The organism is Sphingomonas sp. Leaf32, assembly GCF_001421765.1.
GTDB lineage: Bacteria > Pseudomonadota > Alphaproteobacteria > Sphingomonadales > Sphingomonadaceae > Sphingomonas.
On the sequence record NZ_LMLA01000001.1, the window covers coordinates 631,670 to 647,400 of the forward strand.

At 68.5% G+C, this 15,731-nt stretch carries 15 protein-coding genes; all 15 read left to right on the plus strand.

Annotated elements, in window-relative coordinates; translation table 11 throughout:
- The first annotated feature begins 97 nt into the window (after positions 1-97).
- The 15 genes from ASE83_RS03015 to ASE83_RS03085 all read left to right on the plus strand — a co-directional run bounded on the left by ASE83_RS03015 (position 98) and on the right by ASE83_RS03085 (position 15,726).
- A complete protein-coding gene (locus ASE83_RS03015; protein ID WP_162236581.1) occupies positions 98-502 on the plus strand; it encodes a division/cell wall cluster transcriptional repressor MraZ in 405 nt (134 codons plus the stop codon).
- The gene (rsmH, locus tag ASE83_RS03020) at positions 499-1,449 is read left to right on the plus strand and encodes a 16S rRNA (cytosine(1402)-N(4))-methyltransferase RsmH (RefSeq protein WP_055783810.1); all 951 of its coding nucleotides are present in this window, start codon (positions 499-501) and stop codon (positions 1,447-1,449) included. Before ASE83_RS03015 ends, rsmH begins: the two co-directional genes overlap by 4 nt.
- Positions 1,449-2,024: a hypothetical protein gene (locus ASE83_RS03025; protein WP_055783811.1), complete on the plus strand. Its 576-nt coding sequence runs from the start codon at positions 1,449-1,451 to the stop codon at positions 2,022-2,024. Before rsmH ends, ASE83_RS03025 begins: the two co-directional genes overlap by 1 nt.
- Positions 2,021-3,736 carry a peptidoglycan D,D-transpeptidase FtsI family protein gene (locus ASE83_RS03030; RefSeq protein ID WP_055783812.1) on the plus strand — a complete coding sequence of 572 codons (1,716 nt, stop codon included), beginning with the start codon at positions 2,021-2,023 and terminating at the stop codon, positions 3,734-3,736. The genes ASE83_RS03025 and ASE83_RS03030 overlap by 4 nt, the downstream gene beginning before the upstream one ends.
- Positions 3,733-5,148, plus strand: a complete 1,416-nt coding sequence (locus ASE83_RS03035; RefSeq protein ID WP_055783813.1) for a UDP-N-acetylmuramoyl-L-alanyl-D-glutamate--2,6-diaminopimelate ligase — start codon at positions 3,733-3,735, stop codon at positions 5,146-5,148. Before ASE83_RS03030 ends, ASE83_RS03035 begins: the two co-directional genes overlap by 4 nt.
- A complete protein-coding gene (locus ASE83_RS03040) occupies positions 5,132-6,520 on the plus strand; it encodes a UDP-N-acetylmuramoyl-tripeptide--D-alanyl-D-alanine ligase (protein ID WP_443024304.1) in 1,389 nt (462 codons plus the stop codon). Before ASE83_RS03035 ends, ASE83_RS03040 begins: the two co-directional genes overlap by 17 nt.
- Positions 6,520-7,590: a phospho-N-acetylmuramoyl-pentapeptide-transferase gene (mraY, locus tag ASE83_RS03045; RefSeq protein WP_055784425.1), complete on the plus strand. Its 1,071-nt coding sequence runs from the start codon at positions 6,520-6,522 to the stop codon at positions 7,588-7,590. Before ASE83_RS03040 ends, mraY begins: the two co-directional genes overlap by 1 nt.
- On the plus strand, positions 7,587-8,864 hold the full coding sequence (murD, locus tag ASE83_RS03050) for a UDP-N-acetylmuramoyl-L-alanine--D-glutamate ligase (RefSeq protein ID WP_055783815.1): 1,278 nt from the start codon (positions 7,587-7,589) through the stop codon (positions 8,862-8,864). The genes mraY and murD overlap by 4 nt, the downstream gene beginning before the upstream one ends.
- A gap of 5 nt (positions 8,865-8,869) precedes the next feature.
- The gene (locus ASE83_RS03055) at positions 8,870-10,093 is read left to right on the plus strand and encodes an FtsW/RodA/SpoVE family cell cycle protein (protein ID WP_156352691.1); all 1,224 of its coding nucleotides are present in this window, start codon (positions 8,870-8,872) and stop codon (positions 10,091-10,093) included.
- Entirely contained in the window at positions 10,090-11,235 is a 1,146-nt protein-coding gene (gene murG, locus ASE83_RS03060) for an undecaprenyldiphospho-muramoylpentapeptide beta-N-acetylglucosaminyltransferase (RefSeq protein WP_055783817.1), read from the plus strand. Before ASE83_RS03055 ends, murG begins: the two co-directional genes overlap by 4 nt.
- Positions 11,232-12,638, plus strand: a complete 1,407-nt coding sequence (murC, locus tag ASE83_RS03065; protein ID WP_055783818.1) for a UDP-N-acetylmuramate--L-alanine ligase — start codon at positions 11,232-11,234, stop codon at positions 12,636-12,638. Before murG ends, murC begins: the two co-directional genes overlap by 4 nt.
- A complete protein-coding gene (locus tag ASE83_RS03070; RefSeq protein ID WP_055783819.1) occupies positions 12,635-12,829 on the plus strand; it encodes a hypothetical protein in 195 nt (64 codons plus the stop codon). Before murC ends, ASE83_RS03070 begins: the two co-directional genes overlap by 4 nt.
- A 2-nt stretch (positions 12,830-12,831) precedes the next feature.
- The gene (gene murB, locus ASE83_RS03075) at positions 12,832-13,707 is read left to right on the plus strand and encodes a UDP-N-acetylmuramate dehydrogenase (RefSeq protein ID WP_055784426.1); all 876 of its coding nucleotides are present in this window, start codon (positions 12,832-12,834) and stop codon (positions 13,705-13,707) included.
- Between the two features lie 160 nt (positions 13,708-13,867).
- Positions 13,868-14,791, plus strand: a complete 924-nt coding sequence (locus ASE83_RS03080) for a D-alanine--D-alanine ligase (RefSeq protein ID WP_235512948.1) — start codon at positions 13,868-13,870, stop codon at positions 14,789-14,791.
- Positions 14,788-15,726 carry a cell division protein FtsQ/DivIB gene (locus ASE83_RS03085; RefSeq protein WP_055783820.1) on the plus strand — a complete coding sequence of 313 codons (939 nt, stop codon included), beginning with the start codon at positions 14,788-14,790 and terminating at the stop codon, positions 15,724-15,726. Before ASE83_RS03080 ends, ASE83_RS03085 begins: the two co-directional genes overlap by 4 nt.
- The last annotated feature ends 5 nt before the right edge of the window (positions 15,727-15,731 follow it).

A 15,731-nucleotide genomic window follows, 5' to 3' on the forward strand; every position in this document is an offset into this window, starting at 1 on the left:
GACGCTTCTCCTGCGTGACCGAACAGGGGCTGTGTTGGAGAGGGAACTCTACCTGAGCTACGGGCTACAGGCGGTCGACGCGAAGGGTCGCGTCGCAGTGCCTGCCAAGCTGCGCTCGGTGCTGGAGAAGAACGCCGACGCCCGCGAACTCCTGCTCAAGCGCCACGCTAGGCATGTCTGCCTGAGCGCCTTCGATGCCGCCTGGCCGAAGATCCTCTATTCGCGCAAACCCCAAGGCAGCGACGAGGATGCCGACACCGACTACAACGTCGCGGGCAAGGCGTTCGGTAACCTGGAGACCGCACCGTTCGACAGCGCCGGGAGGTTCGTCCTGCCGACCTTCTACCGCCGCCGCGCGAAGATCGACAAATGGGCGTTCTTTCACGGGCGCGGCGACACGTTCAACATCTGGGACCCGCACACGTTGATCGCCGATCTGGAGATCGACCCCGACACGCGCGAGCTGTGCGAATTCCTGATGGAAGAAAAGGGCCTGTCGTGACCGACGCGCCGCACATCCCCGTCCTGATGACCGAAGCGATCGCAGCGCTCGGCATCCAGCCGGGCGAGACCCATGTCGACGCGACCTTCGGCGCGGGCGGCTATACCCGCGCGATGCTGGCGGCCGGCGCGCGCGTCATCGCGTTCGACCGCGATCCGACCGCGCACGACGCCGCCGCGCCGTTGCTGGAGGAAGCGGGCGAGCGGCTGATGCTGATCCGGGCGCCGTTTTCAGCGATGGCGAGCGAACTGGCCGCGCGCGACATCAATGAGGTCGATGGCGTCGTCATGGACATCGGTGTGTCGTCGATGCAGCTCGATCAGGCCGATCGCGGCTTTTCGTTCCAGTATGACGGTCCGCTCGACATGCGGATGAGCCGGGAAGGCATCACCGCCGCCGAATGGCTGAACACCGCCGCCGAGGCCGAGATTTCGGACGTGCTCGACCGCTATGGCGAGGAGCCGCGCCACCGTCGCGTCGCGAACTTCATCGTCGGCGCGCGGCCGCTGTCGCGCACCGGCGAACTGGCCGCCGTGGTGCGCCGCGCGCTGGGCCATCGTCCGCATGAAAAGAAGGACCCTGCGACCCGCGCGTTCCAGGCGATCCGTATCCACCTGAACGACGAACTGGGTGAACTGACCGCCGGTCTCGACGCGGCGGAGCGGGTGTTGCGCGCCGGCGGGCGGCTGTCGGTCGTCAGCTTTCACAGCCTGGAGGACCGGATCGTGAAGCGGTTCCTGCGGGAACGGGGCGGGGCGATGCCCGCCGGGTCGCGCCACCGTCCGGTCGTGGTGCAGGGGCCGGCCCCCAGTTTTGCCGGGATCGCCAAGGCGGTCCGGCCAGGTGACGAAGAAATATCGATGAACCCGCGCGCACGCTCGGCGACGCTGCGCGCGGCTATTCGCACGGCGTCCGCGCCGTGGGGTTCGAACGGGAGTGCGATGTGATGGGTACGTTCGGGTTCGGGACCTTGGGCAAGTTGGTGGCGGTCGGCGTGATGGCGCCGGCCTTCTATCTCGTCATCTCGCAGGGCGCGGCCGAACGCGGCCGGGTCGAGGCGGTGGAACGCTCGATCGTGCAGGCGCGCAAGGACATCCGCGCGCTGGAAACCGAATTCGACACCCGCGCGAACATGGCGCAGCTCGAACGCTGGAACGGGGACGTGCTGGCGCTCGCCGCGCCGCGCGCCGAACAATATGTCGGGGGCGAGCATCAGCTGGCGTCGCTCCCCGGCCGGACCGAGGGTGGCAATGTCGCGCTCGCCTATGTCGTGCCCAGCGCCCCGATGGAAATGGCCGCCGCCGCGCCCGAACCCACGCTCGCCGAAGCGACCGCCCCCGCCGCAAGTCCCGTCAAGGCGGACAAGGCGAAGGCGGCGGTCAAGCCGGTCGGTGCGATCCGCACGGCGGCGGTGATCCCGGCCAAGGCGCGGGCGGTGGCGATGCTCGACCGTACGCTGCTGAGCGACGCCACAATCGCCGACCTCGCCCGTTCGGCGCGCAAGGAAGCCGCGCGGCCGTGATCGTCGTCGTGGCGCCACCCCTCAACCAGCAACGATCTGACGGTGCCCGGCACACGCTGGTCAACATCGCCCATTATCGGTTGATGGTGCTGATGCTGCTGTTCGCGGCGGGCGTCACGGTCATTCTCGCGCGGCTGATGCTGCTGGCGGTCGCCGCCGAGCCGCGCTCGGCGATCGCGGCGGAGGCGGCGCTGGTGCCGCTGCGCGGCGATCTGGTCGATCGCAACGGCGCGCCGCTCGCCCGGACCATCGACGCCTGGTCGATCGCGGTCCGCCCGGACAAGGTCATCGGCGACAAGAAGCAGTTGGCGCAGCAGCTCGCCGCGCTGATGCCGGAGCATGACGTCGGCTATTATTATGCGCAGCTGAACCTCGACCGCGGCTTCGTCTATCTGCGCCGCCGCGCCTTGCCCGAACTGGTGCAGGCAGTGAATGCGCTGGGCGAGCCGGGCATTGCGCTCGGCCGTGAACCCGAACGCCTCTACCCGCAAAGCGCGATGGCCGCCCATGCGCTGGGCTATCTCGACATGGACGGGCGCGGCGTGCGCGGCATGGAGAAGTTCCTGAACGCCCGGCTGGTCGATCCGGCCGAACGCGGGCGGCCGGTCGCGCTCAGTCTCGACCTGCGCGTACAGGCCGCGCTGGAGAGCGAACTGGCCAATGCGATGGCGGTGTTCCAGGCGCGCGGCGCGGGCGGCATCGTGCTGGACAGCGACACCGGCGAGGTGATCGCCATGACCTCGCTGCCAACGTTCAACCCCAACGCCGTGACCGCGAACACCGGACAGATGAACACGGTGACGCAGGGCGTGTACGAACTGGGATCGGCGTTCAAGCCGCTGACCATGGCCGCCGCGCTCGACAGCGGGGTCGTGCCGTCGCTGTCGAAGCGCTATGACGCGACCCAGCCGTTGGCCGTCGGCGGCTTCCGCATCCGCGACGACCATGCGCAGAAGCGGTGGCTGAACGTGCCGGAAACGCTGGTCCATTCGTCGAACATCGCGACCGCGCGCATCGCCGACGAAATGGGGCAGGCGCGGATGGAAAAGCTGTTCCGCGCGCTGCATTTCGACAGCGCGCCCGATATCGAACTGGAAAAGTCGCGCACCATCTGGCCGCATTACTGGGGCCGGACGACCACGATGACGACCGCCTATGGCCACGGCATTGCCGTCACGCCGCTGCACCTTGCCAGCGCCTATGCCGCGCTGGTCAATGGCGGCATCTGGCGGCCGGCGACCATGCTGAAGCTGAAGCCCGGCCAGGCACCGGCCGGCGCCCGCGTCTTCACCGAAGCGACCAGCGCCAAGATGCGCGGCCTGCTGCGCCTGGTGGTTACCGACGGCACCGGCCGCAAGGCGGAGGCGCCCGGCTTCCGCGTCGGTGGCAAGACCGGCACCGCCGAGACGGTCGGCGCGGGCGGCGGCTATTCGAAGAAGGTCAACGTCTCGACCTTTGCCGCCGTCTTTCCGATGGATCGCCCGCGCTATGTCGTGATCGCGATGCTCGACAGTCCGAAGGGGACGAAGGAAACCTTCGGCTTCACCAGCGCCGCGTGGACCGCCGCGCCGGTGGTCAGCCGGGTGATTTCGCGCACCGGGCCGTTGCTGGGGGTGATTCCGGACGCCAATGCCGATATTGACCTCGCCGGACTGCGCTCGCTGCTGTGGCGTGCGCCGGGGGATGCGAAGAAGCTGGCGAACGTCGAATGAAATTAGGAACGATCACGGGCGGTGACGAACCGCAGACGGTGACCGGCTTCGCGATCGATCATCGCAAGGTCGCACCCGGCACCATTTTCGGCGCATTCGAGGGCGCGCGGGTGAATGGCGAGGACTATATCCCCGCCGCCATCGCCGCCGGGGCGATCGCCGTCGTCGCCCGACCCGAAGCGGTGGTCGAGGGCGCGGTCCACATCGCCGCGCGCGACCCGCGCGAGGCATTCGCCCGCGCCGCCGCGCAATTCTTCGCGCCGTTCCCGCCGACCTGCATCGCGGTGACCGGCACCAACGGCAAGACCAGCACCGTCGAAATGGTGCGGCAATTGTGGCGGATGCAGGGGCATCACGCCGCGTCGATCGGCACGCTGGGCGTCACCACCGCCGACGAACGCGTGGTGACCGGGTTGACCACGCCCGACATCGTCACCTTCCTGTCGAACGTCGCCGGGTTGGCGCGCGAGGGCGTGACCCATGTCGCGTTCGAGGCGTCGAGCCACGGCCTGTCGCAATATCGCACCGAAGGGCTGCCGGTCCGCGCGGCCGCCTTCACCAATCTCAGCCGCGATCACCTCGACTATCATGGCGACATGGCGAGCTATCTGACTGCCAAGCTGCGCCTGTTTTCCGAAGTGCTGGCCGATGACGGTACGGCGGTGGTGTGGATCGACGATCCCCATGCCGACCGGGTGATGGATCTGGCGCGGGTGCGCGGCAATCGCCTCATCACCGTCGGCGAACATGGCGAGACGCTGCGCCTGACCGGTCGCGAGCCGAGCCTGCTGGGACAGGGGCTGACGATCGAGGCGGAGGGCGCGACGCACAAGATTCAGTTGCCGCTGATCGGCGCGTACCAGGCGGCGAACGCGCTGACCGCCGCCGGCCTCGTGCTGGCGACCGGCGGGTCGCTCGCCGCGACGCTCGCCGGGCTGGCCCGGTTGCAGCCGGTGCGCGGGCGGCTGGAACGTGCGGTGATCCTGGCCAATGGCGCGCCGGTCTATGTCGACTATGCCCATACGCCCGACGCGCTCGAAGCGGCGATCGCCGCGCTGCGTCCCCATGCCGAGGCGCGGCTGATCGTTGTGTTCGGTGCGGGCGGTGACCGCGATAACGGCAAGCGCGCGCCGATGGGCGAAGTCGTCGCGGCGCAGGCCGATGTCGCGATCGTCACCGACGACAATCCCCGGACCGAGGACGCGGCGCAGATTCGCGCGCAGGTGTTGGCGGGCGCACCGAACGCGACCGAGATCGGCGACCGTCGTGCCGCGATCCGCGCCGCGTGCGACATGGCGCAGCCGGGCGACATCGTGCTGATCGCCGGCAAGGGGCATGAACAGGGCCAGATCGTCGGCGACAGGTTCCTGCCGTTTGACGACGTACAGGTGGCGCGTGACTGTGCGGGCTGACCGGCCGCTCTGGACCGCCGCCGCCATCGCCGCCGCGACCGGGGGCACCGCCTCCACCAACTTCGCCGCCAATGGCGTCGCCTTCGACAGCCGCGAGGTCGGGCAGGGCGATCTGTTCGTCGCGTTGTCGGGGGAGGCGACCGATGGCCACCGCTTCGTCGCCCAGGCGTTGGCGCAAGGGGCGGCGGGCGCGATCGTATCGCGGCAGGTCGATGGCCCGCACGTCCTGGTCGACGACACCACCGTCGCGCTGAACCTGCTCGCCACCGCATCGCGCGCGCACACCGCGTCGCGGATCGTCGGCGTCACCGGATCGGTCGGCAAGACGGGCACGAAGGAAGCGCTGTTCGCCGCGCTCGACCGGATCACCCACGGTCACGCGCATCGTTCGGTCAAGAGCTACAACAACCACACCGGCGTACCGCTGAGCCTCGCCCGGATGCCGGCGGACACGCAGGCGGCTGTATTCGAGATGGGCATGAACCATGCGGGCGAGCTGTCGCAACTGACCCGGCTGGTCCGTCCCGAAGTCGCCATCGTTACTACCATCGCGCCGGCGCATACCGAGTTCTTCACCGGCGAGGACGCCATCGCTCGCGCCAAGGGCGAAATCTTCGAAGGGCTGGTCGAAGGCGGCACTGCCATCGTCCCGTTCGACAGCCCGCACCGCGACACGCTGATCGCCGCCGCCCGACCGTACGCCGCGAAGATCGTGACCTTTGGTCTGCGCGACGGTGCCGATGTCCGCGCGATCGAGCATGTCCGCATGTCGGGCGGCGACAGCTTCGTCACCGCGCGGCTGGGATCGCGCGAGGTCAGCTATACGCTGGCCCCGCCGGGCGAACATTGGGTCGCCAATTCGCTGGCCGTCATGGCGGCGGTTGATGCGATTGGCGGCGACTTGGGGGTCGCCGGCCTTGCCCTGGCCGACCTTGCCGGCCTTGCCGGTCGCGGCGCGCGGCGCAAGCTGACTCTGGCCGGTGGCGAGGCGCTGCTAATCGACGAGAGCTATAACGCCAACCCCGCCTCGATGCGCGCCACGTTGAAGGTGCTGGCCGCCGAACGCGCCGATCGCCGTGTCGCGGTGCTGGGTGAAATGCGCGAGCTGGGCGAGTCGTCGGACGCCTATCACGCGGCCCTTGCCGTCCCCATCGACGAAGCGGGTGTTTCGCGCGCCATATTGGTGGGGCAGGGGATGCTTCCCCTCGCCAAGGCGCTTGAGGGGCGCATCGAAACCGTCCATGTCCCCGACGCCGCCGCCGCCGCACGGGTCCTGTCCGACCTGATCGCGCCGGGTGATGCGGTACTCGTAAAGGGATCGAACGGGGTGGGGCTGGCGCGGGTCGTCGCCGACCTGTGGGGCCAGGGCTGATGTTGTACGAAATCGCCGAATATCTCGGCTTTCCCGGTGTGCTGAACCTGTTCCGCTACCTGTCGTTCCGCACCGGCGCGGCGACGGCGACGGCGCTGTTCATCGGGCTGGTGATCGGTCCGCGCTTTATCGGCTGGTTGCGCGTGCGTCAGGGCAAGGGGCAGCCGATCCGCCTCGACGGGCCGCAGACCCACCTTGCCAAGCGCGGTACGCCGACGATGGGCGGGCTGATGATCCTCACCGCGCTCGCGACCTCGGTATTGCTGTGGATGGACCTCGCCAATCCGTTCGTCTGGGCCTGCCTGTTCGTGACATTGGGCTTCGCGGCGATCGGCTTCCTCGACGATTATGACAAGGTGCGTAAGGCCAGCACGGCGGGCGTATCGGGTCGGGTACGGCTGCTGCTGGAGTTCCTGATCGCCGGCATCGCCAGCTGGATCATCATCCGCCAGACCGGCACGATGCTGTATGTGCCCTTCTTCTCGGGTGTCGCGATCGATCTGGGACCGTTCTATATCGTGTTCGCCGCCTTCACGATCGTTGCGTTCGGCAATGCGGTGAACCTGACCGACGGGCTGGACGGCCTCGCGACGATGCCGGTCATCATCGCCTCGGTCGCGCTGATGCTGATCGTCTACATGGTCGGCAACGCGAAGTTCGCCGCCTATCTCGGCATCCCGCACGTGCTGGGCGCGGGCGACCTAGCGCTGTTCTGCGGCGCGATCGTCGGGGCGGGGCTGGCGTTCCTGTGGTACAACGCGCCCCCGGCGGCGGTGTTCATGGGCGATACCGGCAGCCTCGCGCTGGGCGGCGCATTGGGCGCGATCGCGGTCTCGTCGCACCACGAAATCGTGCTGGCGATCATCGGCGGGCTGTTCGTCGTCGAGGCATTGTCGGTCATCATCCAGGTGTTCTGGTACAAGCGCACCGGCAAGCGCATCTTCCGCATGGCGCCGATCCACCATCATTTCGAACAGCTTGGCTGGGCCGAGGCGACCGTCGTGATCCGCTTCTGGATCATCGCCTTCGTACTGGCACTCGCCGGCCTCTCGACGCTGAAGCTGCGGTGATTGTCGCCACCGCCTGGGCGGGGAAGCGGTTCGCGGTGCTGGGGCTTGCCCGTTCCGGTGCGGCGACGGTGCGTGCACTGCTGGCCGGTGGCGCGCGGGTCGTGGCGTGGGACGGCGACGAGGCGAAGCGCCGCCAAATCCTCCCCGCTCGCGGGGAGGATTTGATCCTGGCCGACCCGCTCTCGATCGACCTCACCGGCTTCGATGGCGTCATCGTATCCCCCGGCGTTCCACTGAACCGCCACCCGATCGCCCAACACGCCGGCGATAGGCCCATCATCGGCGACATCGAACTCTTCGCACAGGCCCGCGACGACCTGCCGCCGCACAAGGTCGTCGGCATCACCGGCACCAATGGTAAGTCGACCACCACCGCGTTGATCCACCACATCCTCGAACAGGCGGGCTTCCCCGCGCGGATGGGCGGCAATATCGGCCTGCCGATCCTCGCACAGGACCCGCTGCCCGCTGGCGGCGTCTATGTCCTCGAACTGTCGAGCTACCAGATCGACCTGACCACCAGCCTCGACTGCAATGTCGCGGTGCTGCTCAACATCACGCCCGACCATCTCGACCGATATGCCGGGTTCGATGCCTATGCCGCGTCGAAGGCCCGCCTGTTCGCGATGCAGTCGCCCGGTCGCGTCGCGATCGTCGGCACCGGCGACGCTGCATCGACCGCCATCGCCGAAACCATGCCGCACGCGATCCGCATCGCCGTGTCCGACAACGCACCGGCCTACGGCCCTGCGCTCGCCGGTCCGCACAATGCGCAGAACGCGCTGGCCGCCATCGCCGTCTGCGAAGCGCTCGGCCTGTCCGCCGACACTATCCTCGCCGGCCTTCAGAGCTATCGCGCGCTCCCGCACCGCATGGCGCATGTCGCCGATGTGGCCGGCGTCGCCTATGTCGACGACAGCAAGGCGACGAACCCCGATTCCACCGCGCCCGCGCTCAACGCGTTCGGTCGCATCCACTGGATCGTCGGCGGCCTTGCCAAGTCCGACGACCTCGACGCCTGCCGCCCCGGTTTCGGCAACGTCGTCCACGCCTATACCATCGGCACCGCCGCCGAACGCTTCGCCGAACTGCTTAAGCCCGACCTGCCGGTGACCATCGCCAACACATTGGACGAAGCGGTAAAATTGGCCGCGACAGCGGCGCAGCCGGGCGATACCGTGTTACTGTCGCCGGCGTGCGCGTCGTTCGACCAGTATAGCGATTTCGAAGCGCGGGGACGCGCCTTTGCGGCGGCGGTGGGGGCACTGAAATGACCGATATGGGTCGCGGGCGCGACGTCCGGGCGCTGCGTCAGCGGGTGGAGACGCTGCAGGGCCGCAGCGCGCGCTCGCCGGTCGGCGCTTGGTTTCGCGAAGTCGACCGGGTGCTGCTGCTGATCGCGATGGTATTGATCGCCATCGGCCTCGTGGCGGTCGCCGCGGCGTCGCCCGCCTCCGCCGTGCGCTATTCGGGCGGCGACGTCACCGTGCCGCCGATGATGTATTTCTGGCGACAGGCGGGATGGATCGCGCTCTCCTTTCCCGTGATGATCGTCGTGTCGATGCTGCCGGTGACGCTCGCCCGTCGGCTGAGCCTGCTGGGCGCAGGCGTACTGGTCCTGGCGCTGATGGTCACGCCGTTCGTCGGCGTGGAGGCGAACGGCGCGCGGCGCTGGATCAACCTCGGCGTCGGGCAGTTCCAGCCGTCCGAATTCCTGAAACCCATGTTCATCGTCACGACCGCATGGCTGCTGTCGCTGCGCGCGAAGGACCCGCAGCTGCCGATGCTGTGGGTCACCGGCGCGCTGACGGCGGTGATCGCCGGGTGCCTGATGCTCCAGCCCGATTTCGGGCAGACGGTGATCTTCTGCGGTGTCTGGGCGGCGTTGCTGGTCATCGCCGGCATCCCCGTGCGGACCATGGCGCTGCTCGGTGCGGCGGGCGTCGGCATGGTCGCCGCCGCCTATACCTTCTACGGCACGGCACGCGTCCGCATCGACGGCTTCCTGTTCCCCGATCCCGCCAGCGCCGCGACCGACAGCTATCAGGTCGACATGGCGCACGCCGTGCTGACGGCGGGCGGCGTGGTCGGCACCGGTCCCGGCGGCGGCCGCGTGAAGTTCAAGCTGCCCGAGGCGCATACCGACTATATCTTTGCGGTGGTGGGTGAGGAGTTCGGCCTGATCGCTTGCGCCATCATCGCGCTGATTTTCCTCGCCATCGTCGTGCGCGTCTTCGTCCGCCTGCTGGACGAGGAGGACGCGTTCAAACTGCTCGCCGCCGCCGGCCTGGCGGTGCAGTTCGGGGCGCAGGCGCTTATCAACATGGCGGTCAATGTCGGCATCGCCCCGTCGAAGGGGATGACGCTGCCATTCATCTCCTACGGCGGGTCGTCGATGATCGCGCTGTCGATCGGCATGGGACTGCTGCTCGCTTTCACCCGCCGGAACCCGTATCTGAGCCGCTCACCTTACGGCCCACAGCGCTGGAGCGGAGCGAAATGAGCAAGCACTATGTCCTCGCCGCCGGGGGCACCGGGGGGCATATGGTCCCCGCCGCCGCCCTTGCGACCGAACTGACGAGGCGGGGCCACCGCGTCGCCCTGGTCAGCGACGACCGCGGCGTGCGCTTTCCCGACCTGTTCGACGGCATCCAGACCCATGTCCTGCCCGCCGGGCGCCTGTCGGGTGGTCCGATCGGCTGGGCGAAGGCCGCACGCCAGATGCTGGCCGGCCGGTCGATGGCGATCGAGCTGTACAAGACCTTCCGTCCCTCCGCCGTGATCGGCTTCGGCGGCTATCCCGCGCTCCCGGCGCTGCTGGCGGCCTTCGCGCAGAAGGTGCCGACGATCATCCACGAACAGAATGCGGTGTTGGGCCGGGTCAACCGACTGGTCGCGGGCAGCGTCCACGGCATCGCCACCAGCTACGAACGGGTCGACCGGTTGAAGGACAAGCACGTCCCCAAGACGCATCTGGTCGGCAATCCGGTGCGCGAGGCGGTGCTGGCGCTGCGCGAACGGCCCTATCCCGCGCTGGACGAGGACGGTCTGTTCCGCGTGCTGGTCACCGGCGGCAGCCAGGGCGCGAGCATCCTCAGCCAGGTCGTACCCGACGGCCTCGCGCTGCTCCCCGTCGCCTTTCGCCGCCGGATGCAGGTGACGCATCAGGCGCGGATCGAGGACATCGATACCGTGCGCGCCAAATATGCCGAACACGGCATCCCGGCGGAGATCGCGACCTATCTGCCCGACCTGCCCGACCGGCTGGCATGGAGCCATGTCGTCATCGCCCGCGCCGGTGCCTCGACCATCGCCGAACTGACCGCCGCCGGGCGTCCGGCGATCCTCGTGCCACTGCCCTCCGCCACCGACGATCACCAGACCGCGAACTGCCGGGAAATCGTGGCGGCAGGCGGCGGCCGCGCGATCCAGCAGGCGCAGTTCACCGCGTCCGAACTGGCCAAGCAGATCCAGAAACTCGGCCTCGACCCCGCCGCCCTCGCCAACGCCGCCGCCCGTGCGCGCAGTTGCGGGCGACCGTTCGCGGTTCGCGACCTGGCCGATCTGGTCGAGAGCATCGACGCACCCAAGGCAAAGGTGGGCAAGATCACCCCCGCCAAACGACAGAAGGAAGCATTTGCGTGAAGGGCGTCGCGACCGATATCGGCACGATCCATTTCGTCGGCATCGGCGGCATCGGCATGTCGGGCATTGCCGAGGTGATGCACAATCTAGGCTATAAGGTGCAGGGGTCGGACGTGGCCGAGGGCTATGTCGTTGACGGCCTGCGCGCGCGCGGCATCGACGTCCACATCGGCCACCGGGCGGAGAATGTGGAGGGCGTGGCGGTGGTCGTCACCTCCACCGCGATCAAGCCCGGCAATCCCGAACGCGACCATGCGCTCGCCAAACGCATCCCGGTGGTGCGCCGCGCGGAGATGCTCGCCGAACTGATGCGGCTGAAATCGACCGTCGCGGTAGCCGGCACGCATGGCAAGACGACGACGACCTCGCTGATCGCCGCGCTGCTCGATGCCGGCGGTGTCGACCCGACCGTCATCAACGGCGGCATCATCAACAGCTACGGCTCGAACGCGCGGCTCGGCGCATCCGACTGGATGGTGGTCGAGGCGGACGAGAGCGACGGCAGCTTCCTGCGATTGGACGGCACCATCGCGGTCGTCACCAACATCGACCCCGAACATCTCGACCATTATGGCAGCTTCGACCGGGCGAAGGACGCCTATGTCGAGTTTATCGAGAACGTGCCCTTCTACGGCGCGGCGGTGCTGTGCCTCGACCATCCGGAGGTGCAGGCGCTGATCCCGCGCATCCGCGACCGCCGCATCGTCACCTATGGCTTTTCCGCCCAGTCCGACATTCGCGGTGTCGAGGTGACGGCGGGTCGCGACGGCAACCGCTTCGACTGCGTCGTGCGCGACCGCGATGGTGCGACACGCACGATCGAGGGCATCCACCTGCCGATGGCCGGCCGCCACAACGTCCAGAACGCGCTGGCGGCGATCGCGGTCGCGGTCGAACTGGGGCTGGACGACGCGACGATCGCGCAAGGGTTCGCCAAGTTCGGCGGGGTCAAGCGCCGCTTCACCCGCGTCGGCGAGGTCGCCGGCATGACCGTGATCGACGATTACGGCCACCACCCGGTCGAAATCCGCGCCGTCCTGTCGGCGGCGCGCGAGGCGACCGGCGGCCGCGTCATCGCGGTCGTGCAGCCGCACCGCTATTCGCGATTGGGCGCGCTGATGGACGAGTTCGCACAGGCGTTCAACGACGCCGATGCGGTGCATGTCCTGCCGGTCTATGCCGCTGGCGAAGCCCCGGTCGAAGGGGTGAGCGCCGAGGCGCTGGTCGACGGCGTCCGCCTGCGCGGCCACCGTTCGGCCCAGGTCGCAACGGACAAGGACATGCTGGCGTCGGCATTGGCGGCCGAAGGGCAGGACGGCGACCTGATCGTCTGCCTGGGTGCCGGCGACATCACCAAGATCGCCGCCGGCCTGCCCGCCGCGATTCAGGCGAAGCTGGCATGAGCGACTGGTTCTCCACCGCGATCGAGATGCAGCGCGAAATCCTGCGCGCGCAACAGGCGCAGCTCGACGCCGCGCAGAAGTTGCTCGACACCGCCGAACAGCGCGACCTGACGCAAGTTGGCAGACAGGTCGTCGATGCGCAGGCAGAAGCATGGACCGCATGGGCGCGCTTCTGGGGCGCAGGAAAATGACGATGCCGCCGGTCCGCGGCCGGCTGACCCCGAATGCTCCGCTCGCCCCCCTCGTCTGGTTCAAGGCGGGCGGCGCGGCGCAGTGGCTGTTCGAGCCGGCCGACACGGACGACCTCTGCGACTTCCTCCACGCGCTCGACCCCGCGATCCCGGTGATGGGGCTGGGGCTGGGGTCGAACCTGATCGTCCGCGACGGCGGCGTGCCGGGCGTTGTCGTGCGCCTCGGCAAGCCCTTTGCCAAGGTCGCGGCGGATGGCCTGACCCTGACCTGCGGCGGCGGGGCGAGCGGTATCCTCGTCTCCTCGACCGCGCGCGATGCGGGCATCGCCGGCGTCGAGTTCCTCCGCTCGATCCCCGGCACGGTCGGCGGCTTCGTGCGGATGAACGGCGGCGCCTATGGCCGCGAAGTGGCCGATGTGCTGGTCGAGGCACAGGTCGTCACCCGCGACGGTACGCTGACGACGCTACGACAAGCCGATCTGCACTATCGCTACCGCCACAGCGACCTGCCCGACGGCGCGATCGTCGTGTCCGCGACCTTCCTTGGCGAACATGGCGAACCGTCCGCCATCCAGGCCGAAATGGACCGCATCGCCGCCGCCCGCGAAGCCTCGCAACCGCTGCGCAGCAAGACCGGCGGCTCGACCTTCAAGAACCCCGACGGGCACAAGGCATGGGCGCTGGTCGACGCTGCCGGCTGCCGGGGCTTGGCGCGCGGCGGCGCTCAGGTGTCGGAGAAACATTGCAATTTCCTGCTGAACACCGGCAACGCTACCAGCGCGGATATCGAAGCGCTGGGCGAGGACGTCCGCGCGAAGGTGCTTGCCGCATCGGGCGTGACGCTGGAATGGGAAATTCAGCGTGTGGGGGTGGCGTGATGAACAATTCTCATCATCCGTCATTCCGGCGAAAGCCGGAATCCATGGATACGGGCCGGTTCGATGGAGCCGCCGACGTCAACTCTCCATGGATCCCGGCCTGCGCCGGGATGACGCCTGTTTTTGGCAACCCGATCGACACAGACGAGGAACCGACCGCGTGACCGACCCCCTGCACATCGTCGTCCTCATGGGCGGCTGGTCGTCGGAACGCGAAGTCTCGCTGATGTCGGGCGCAGGCGTCGCGACCGCGCTCGAATCACTCGGCCACCGCGTCACCCGCATCGACATGGACCGCAACATTGCTGCGCGCCTGACCGAAGCGAAGCCCGACCTCGTCTTCAACGCGCTCCATGGATCGCCCGGCGAGGACGGCACTGTGCAGGGCATGATGGACCTGATGGGTCTGCGCTACACGCATAGCGGCCTCGCCACCTCCGTCATCGCGATCGACAAGGTACTGACCAAGCACGCCCTGGTCCCCGCAGGCGTGCCAATGCCCGGCGGCCGCATCGTCAAGACCGCCGAACTGTTCGAACGCGATCCGCTGCCGCGCCCGTACGTCTTGAAGCCGGTGAGCGAAGGATCGTCGGTCGGCGTCGCGATCGTCACTGACGACAGCAACTACAGCAACCCGATCGCGAGGCACGCCAAGGGTCCGTGGCAGGAATTCGACGAACTCCTCGCCGAACCCTTCATCCGGGGCCGCGAACTGACCACCGCCGTCCTCGGCGACCGCGCACTGGGCGTCACCGAACTCAAGCCCAAGAGCGGCTTCTACGATTACGACAGCAAATATACCGACGGCCTGACCGAGCATGTCTGCCCCGCCGACATCCCCGACGACATCGCGCAGGCGTGCATGGCCTATGCCGTCACCGCCCACCGCGTGCTGGGCTGCAAGGGCGCGTCGCGCACCGACTTCCGCTGGGACGACGACCGCGGCATCGCCGGGCTGTTCGTCCTCGAAACCAATACCCAGCCCGGTATGACGCCGCTCAGCCTCGTTCCCGAACAGGCGCGCCATGTCGGCATGAGCTACGAAGCCCTTGTCGGCTGGATCGTGGAAGAGGCGATGCGATGACCCAGACCGGCAAGCGCGTCGTCCAGACCCGCACCGTCAAGCCCAAGCGCCGCGTCCAGGCCAAGCGCCCGGTTCGCGCCTCGGTCCTCGATCAGGCGGTGGCCGCGCTCCCCGGCGGGGCCGCGACCGCGCGCCGCATCGTCGGCTGGAGCCTGACCGCCGGTGCCGGGGCGATCGCGCTGGCGCTCGCCAACTGGTTTGGCCTGTTCGGCGCGATCGGCGTGGCGGCGGCCGAAGCGGTTGGCGCGGCGGGCTTCCGCGTTGAACAGATCGAGGTGACCGGCCTCAAGCGGATGGACGCCACCTCGGTCTATGCCGTTGCGCTCGACCAGCGTTCGCGCGCGATGCCGCTGGTCGATCTCGACGCGACGCGGCAGAAGCTGCTCGACTATGGCTGGATCGCCGACGCCCGCGTCTCGCGCCGGCTGCCCGACACGCTGGTCGTCGACGTTGTCGAGCGCGATCCGGCCGCCGTCTGGCAGAACAAGGGCCAACTGATGCTGATCGATGAGGGCGGCGTGCTCCTCGATGGTGTGCAGCCCAACCGGATGCCGCGCCTGCCGCTGGTGATCGGCGACGGCGCCAATGCGCAGGAACCGGCCTATCGCAAGCTGATGGCCGCCGCGCCTGCGCTGAAACCGGTGGTGAAGGCGGCGGTGTGGGTCGGCAATCGCCGCTGGGACATATTGTTCCAGACCGGCGAGCGGCTGGTCCTGCCCGAAGGCGATACCGACTCGGCCCGCGCGCTGGTCAAGTTCGCGCAGCTCGACGGGACGCTCGGCCTGCTGGGCAAGGGCTATGACCGGTTCGACCTGCGCGATCCGACCAAGCTGGTCGTGCGGATGAAACATGCAACGCCGGACAATGGCGACGACGGCAGCGACGGCGAACAGGGCAATGTCGCCACGACCGCGAAACCGGTCGAGGGCGACTGACAGGG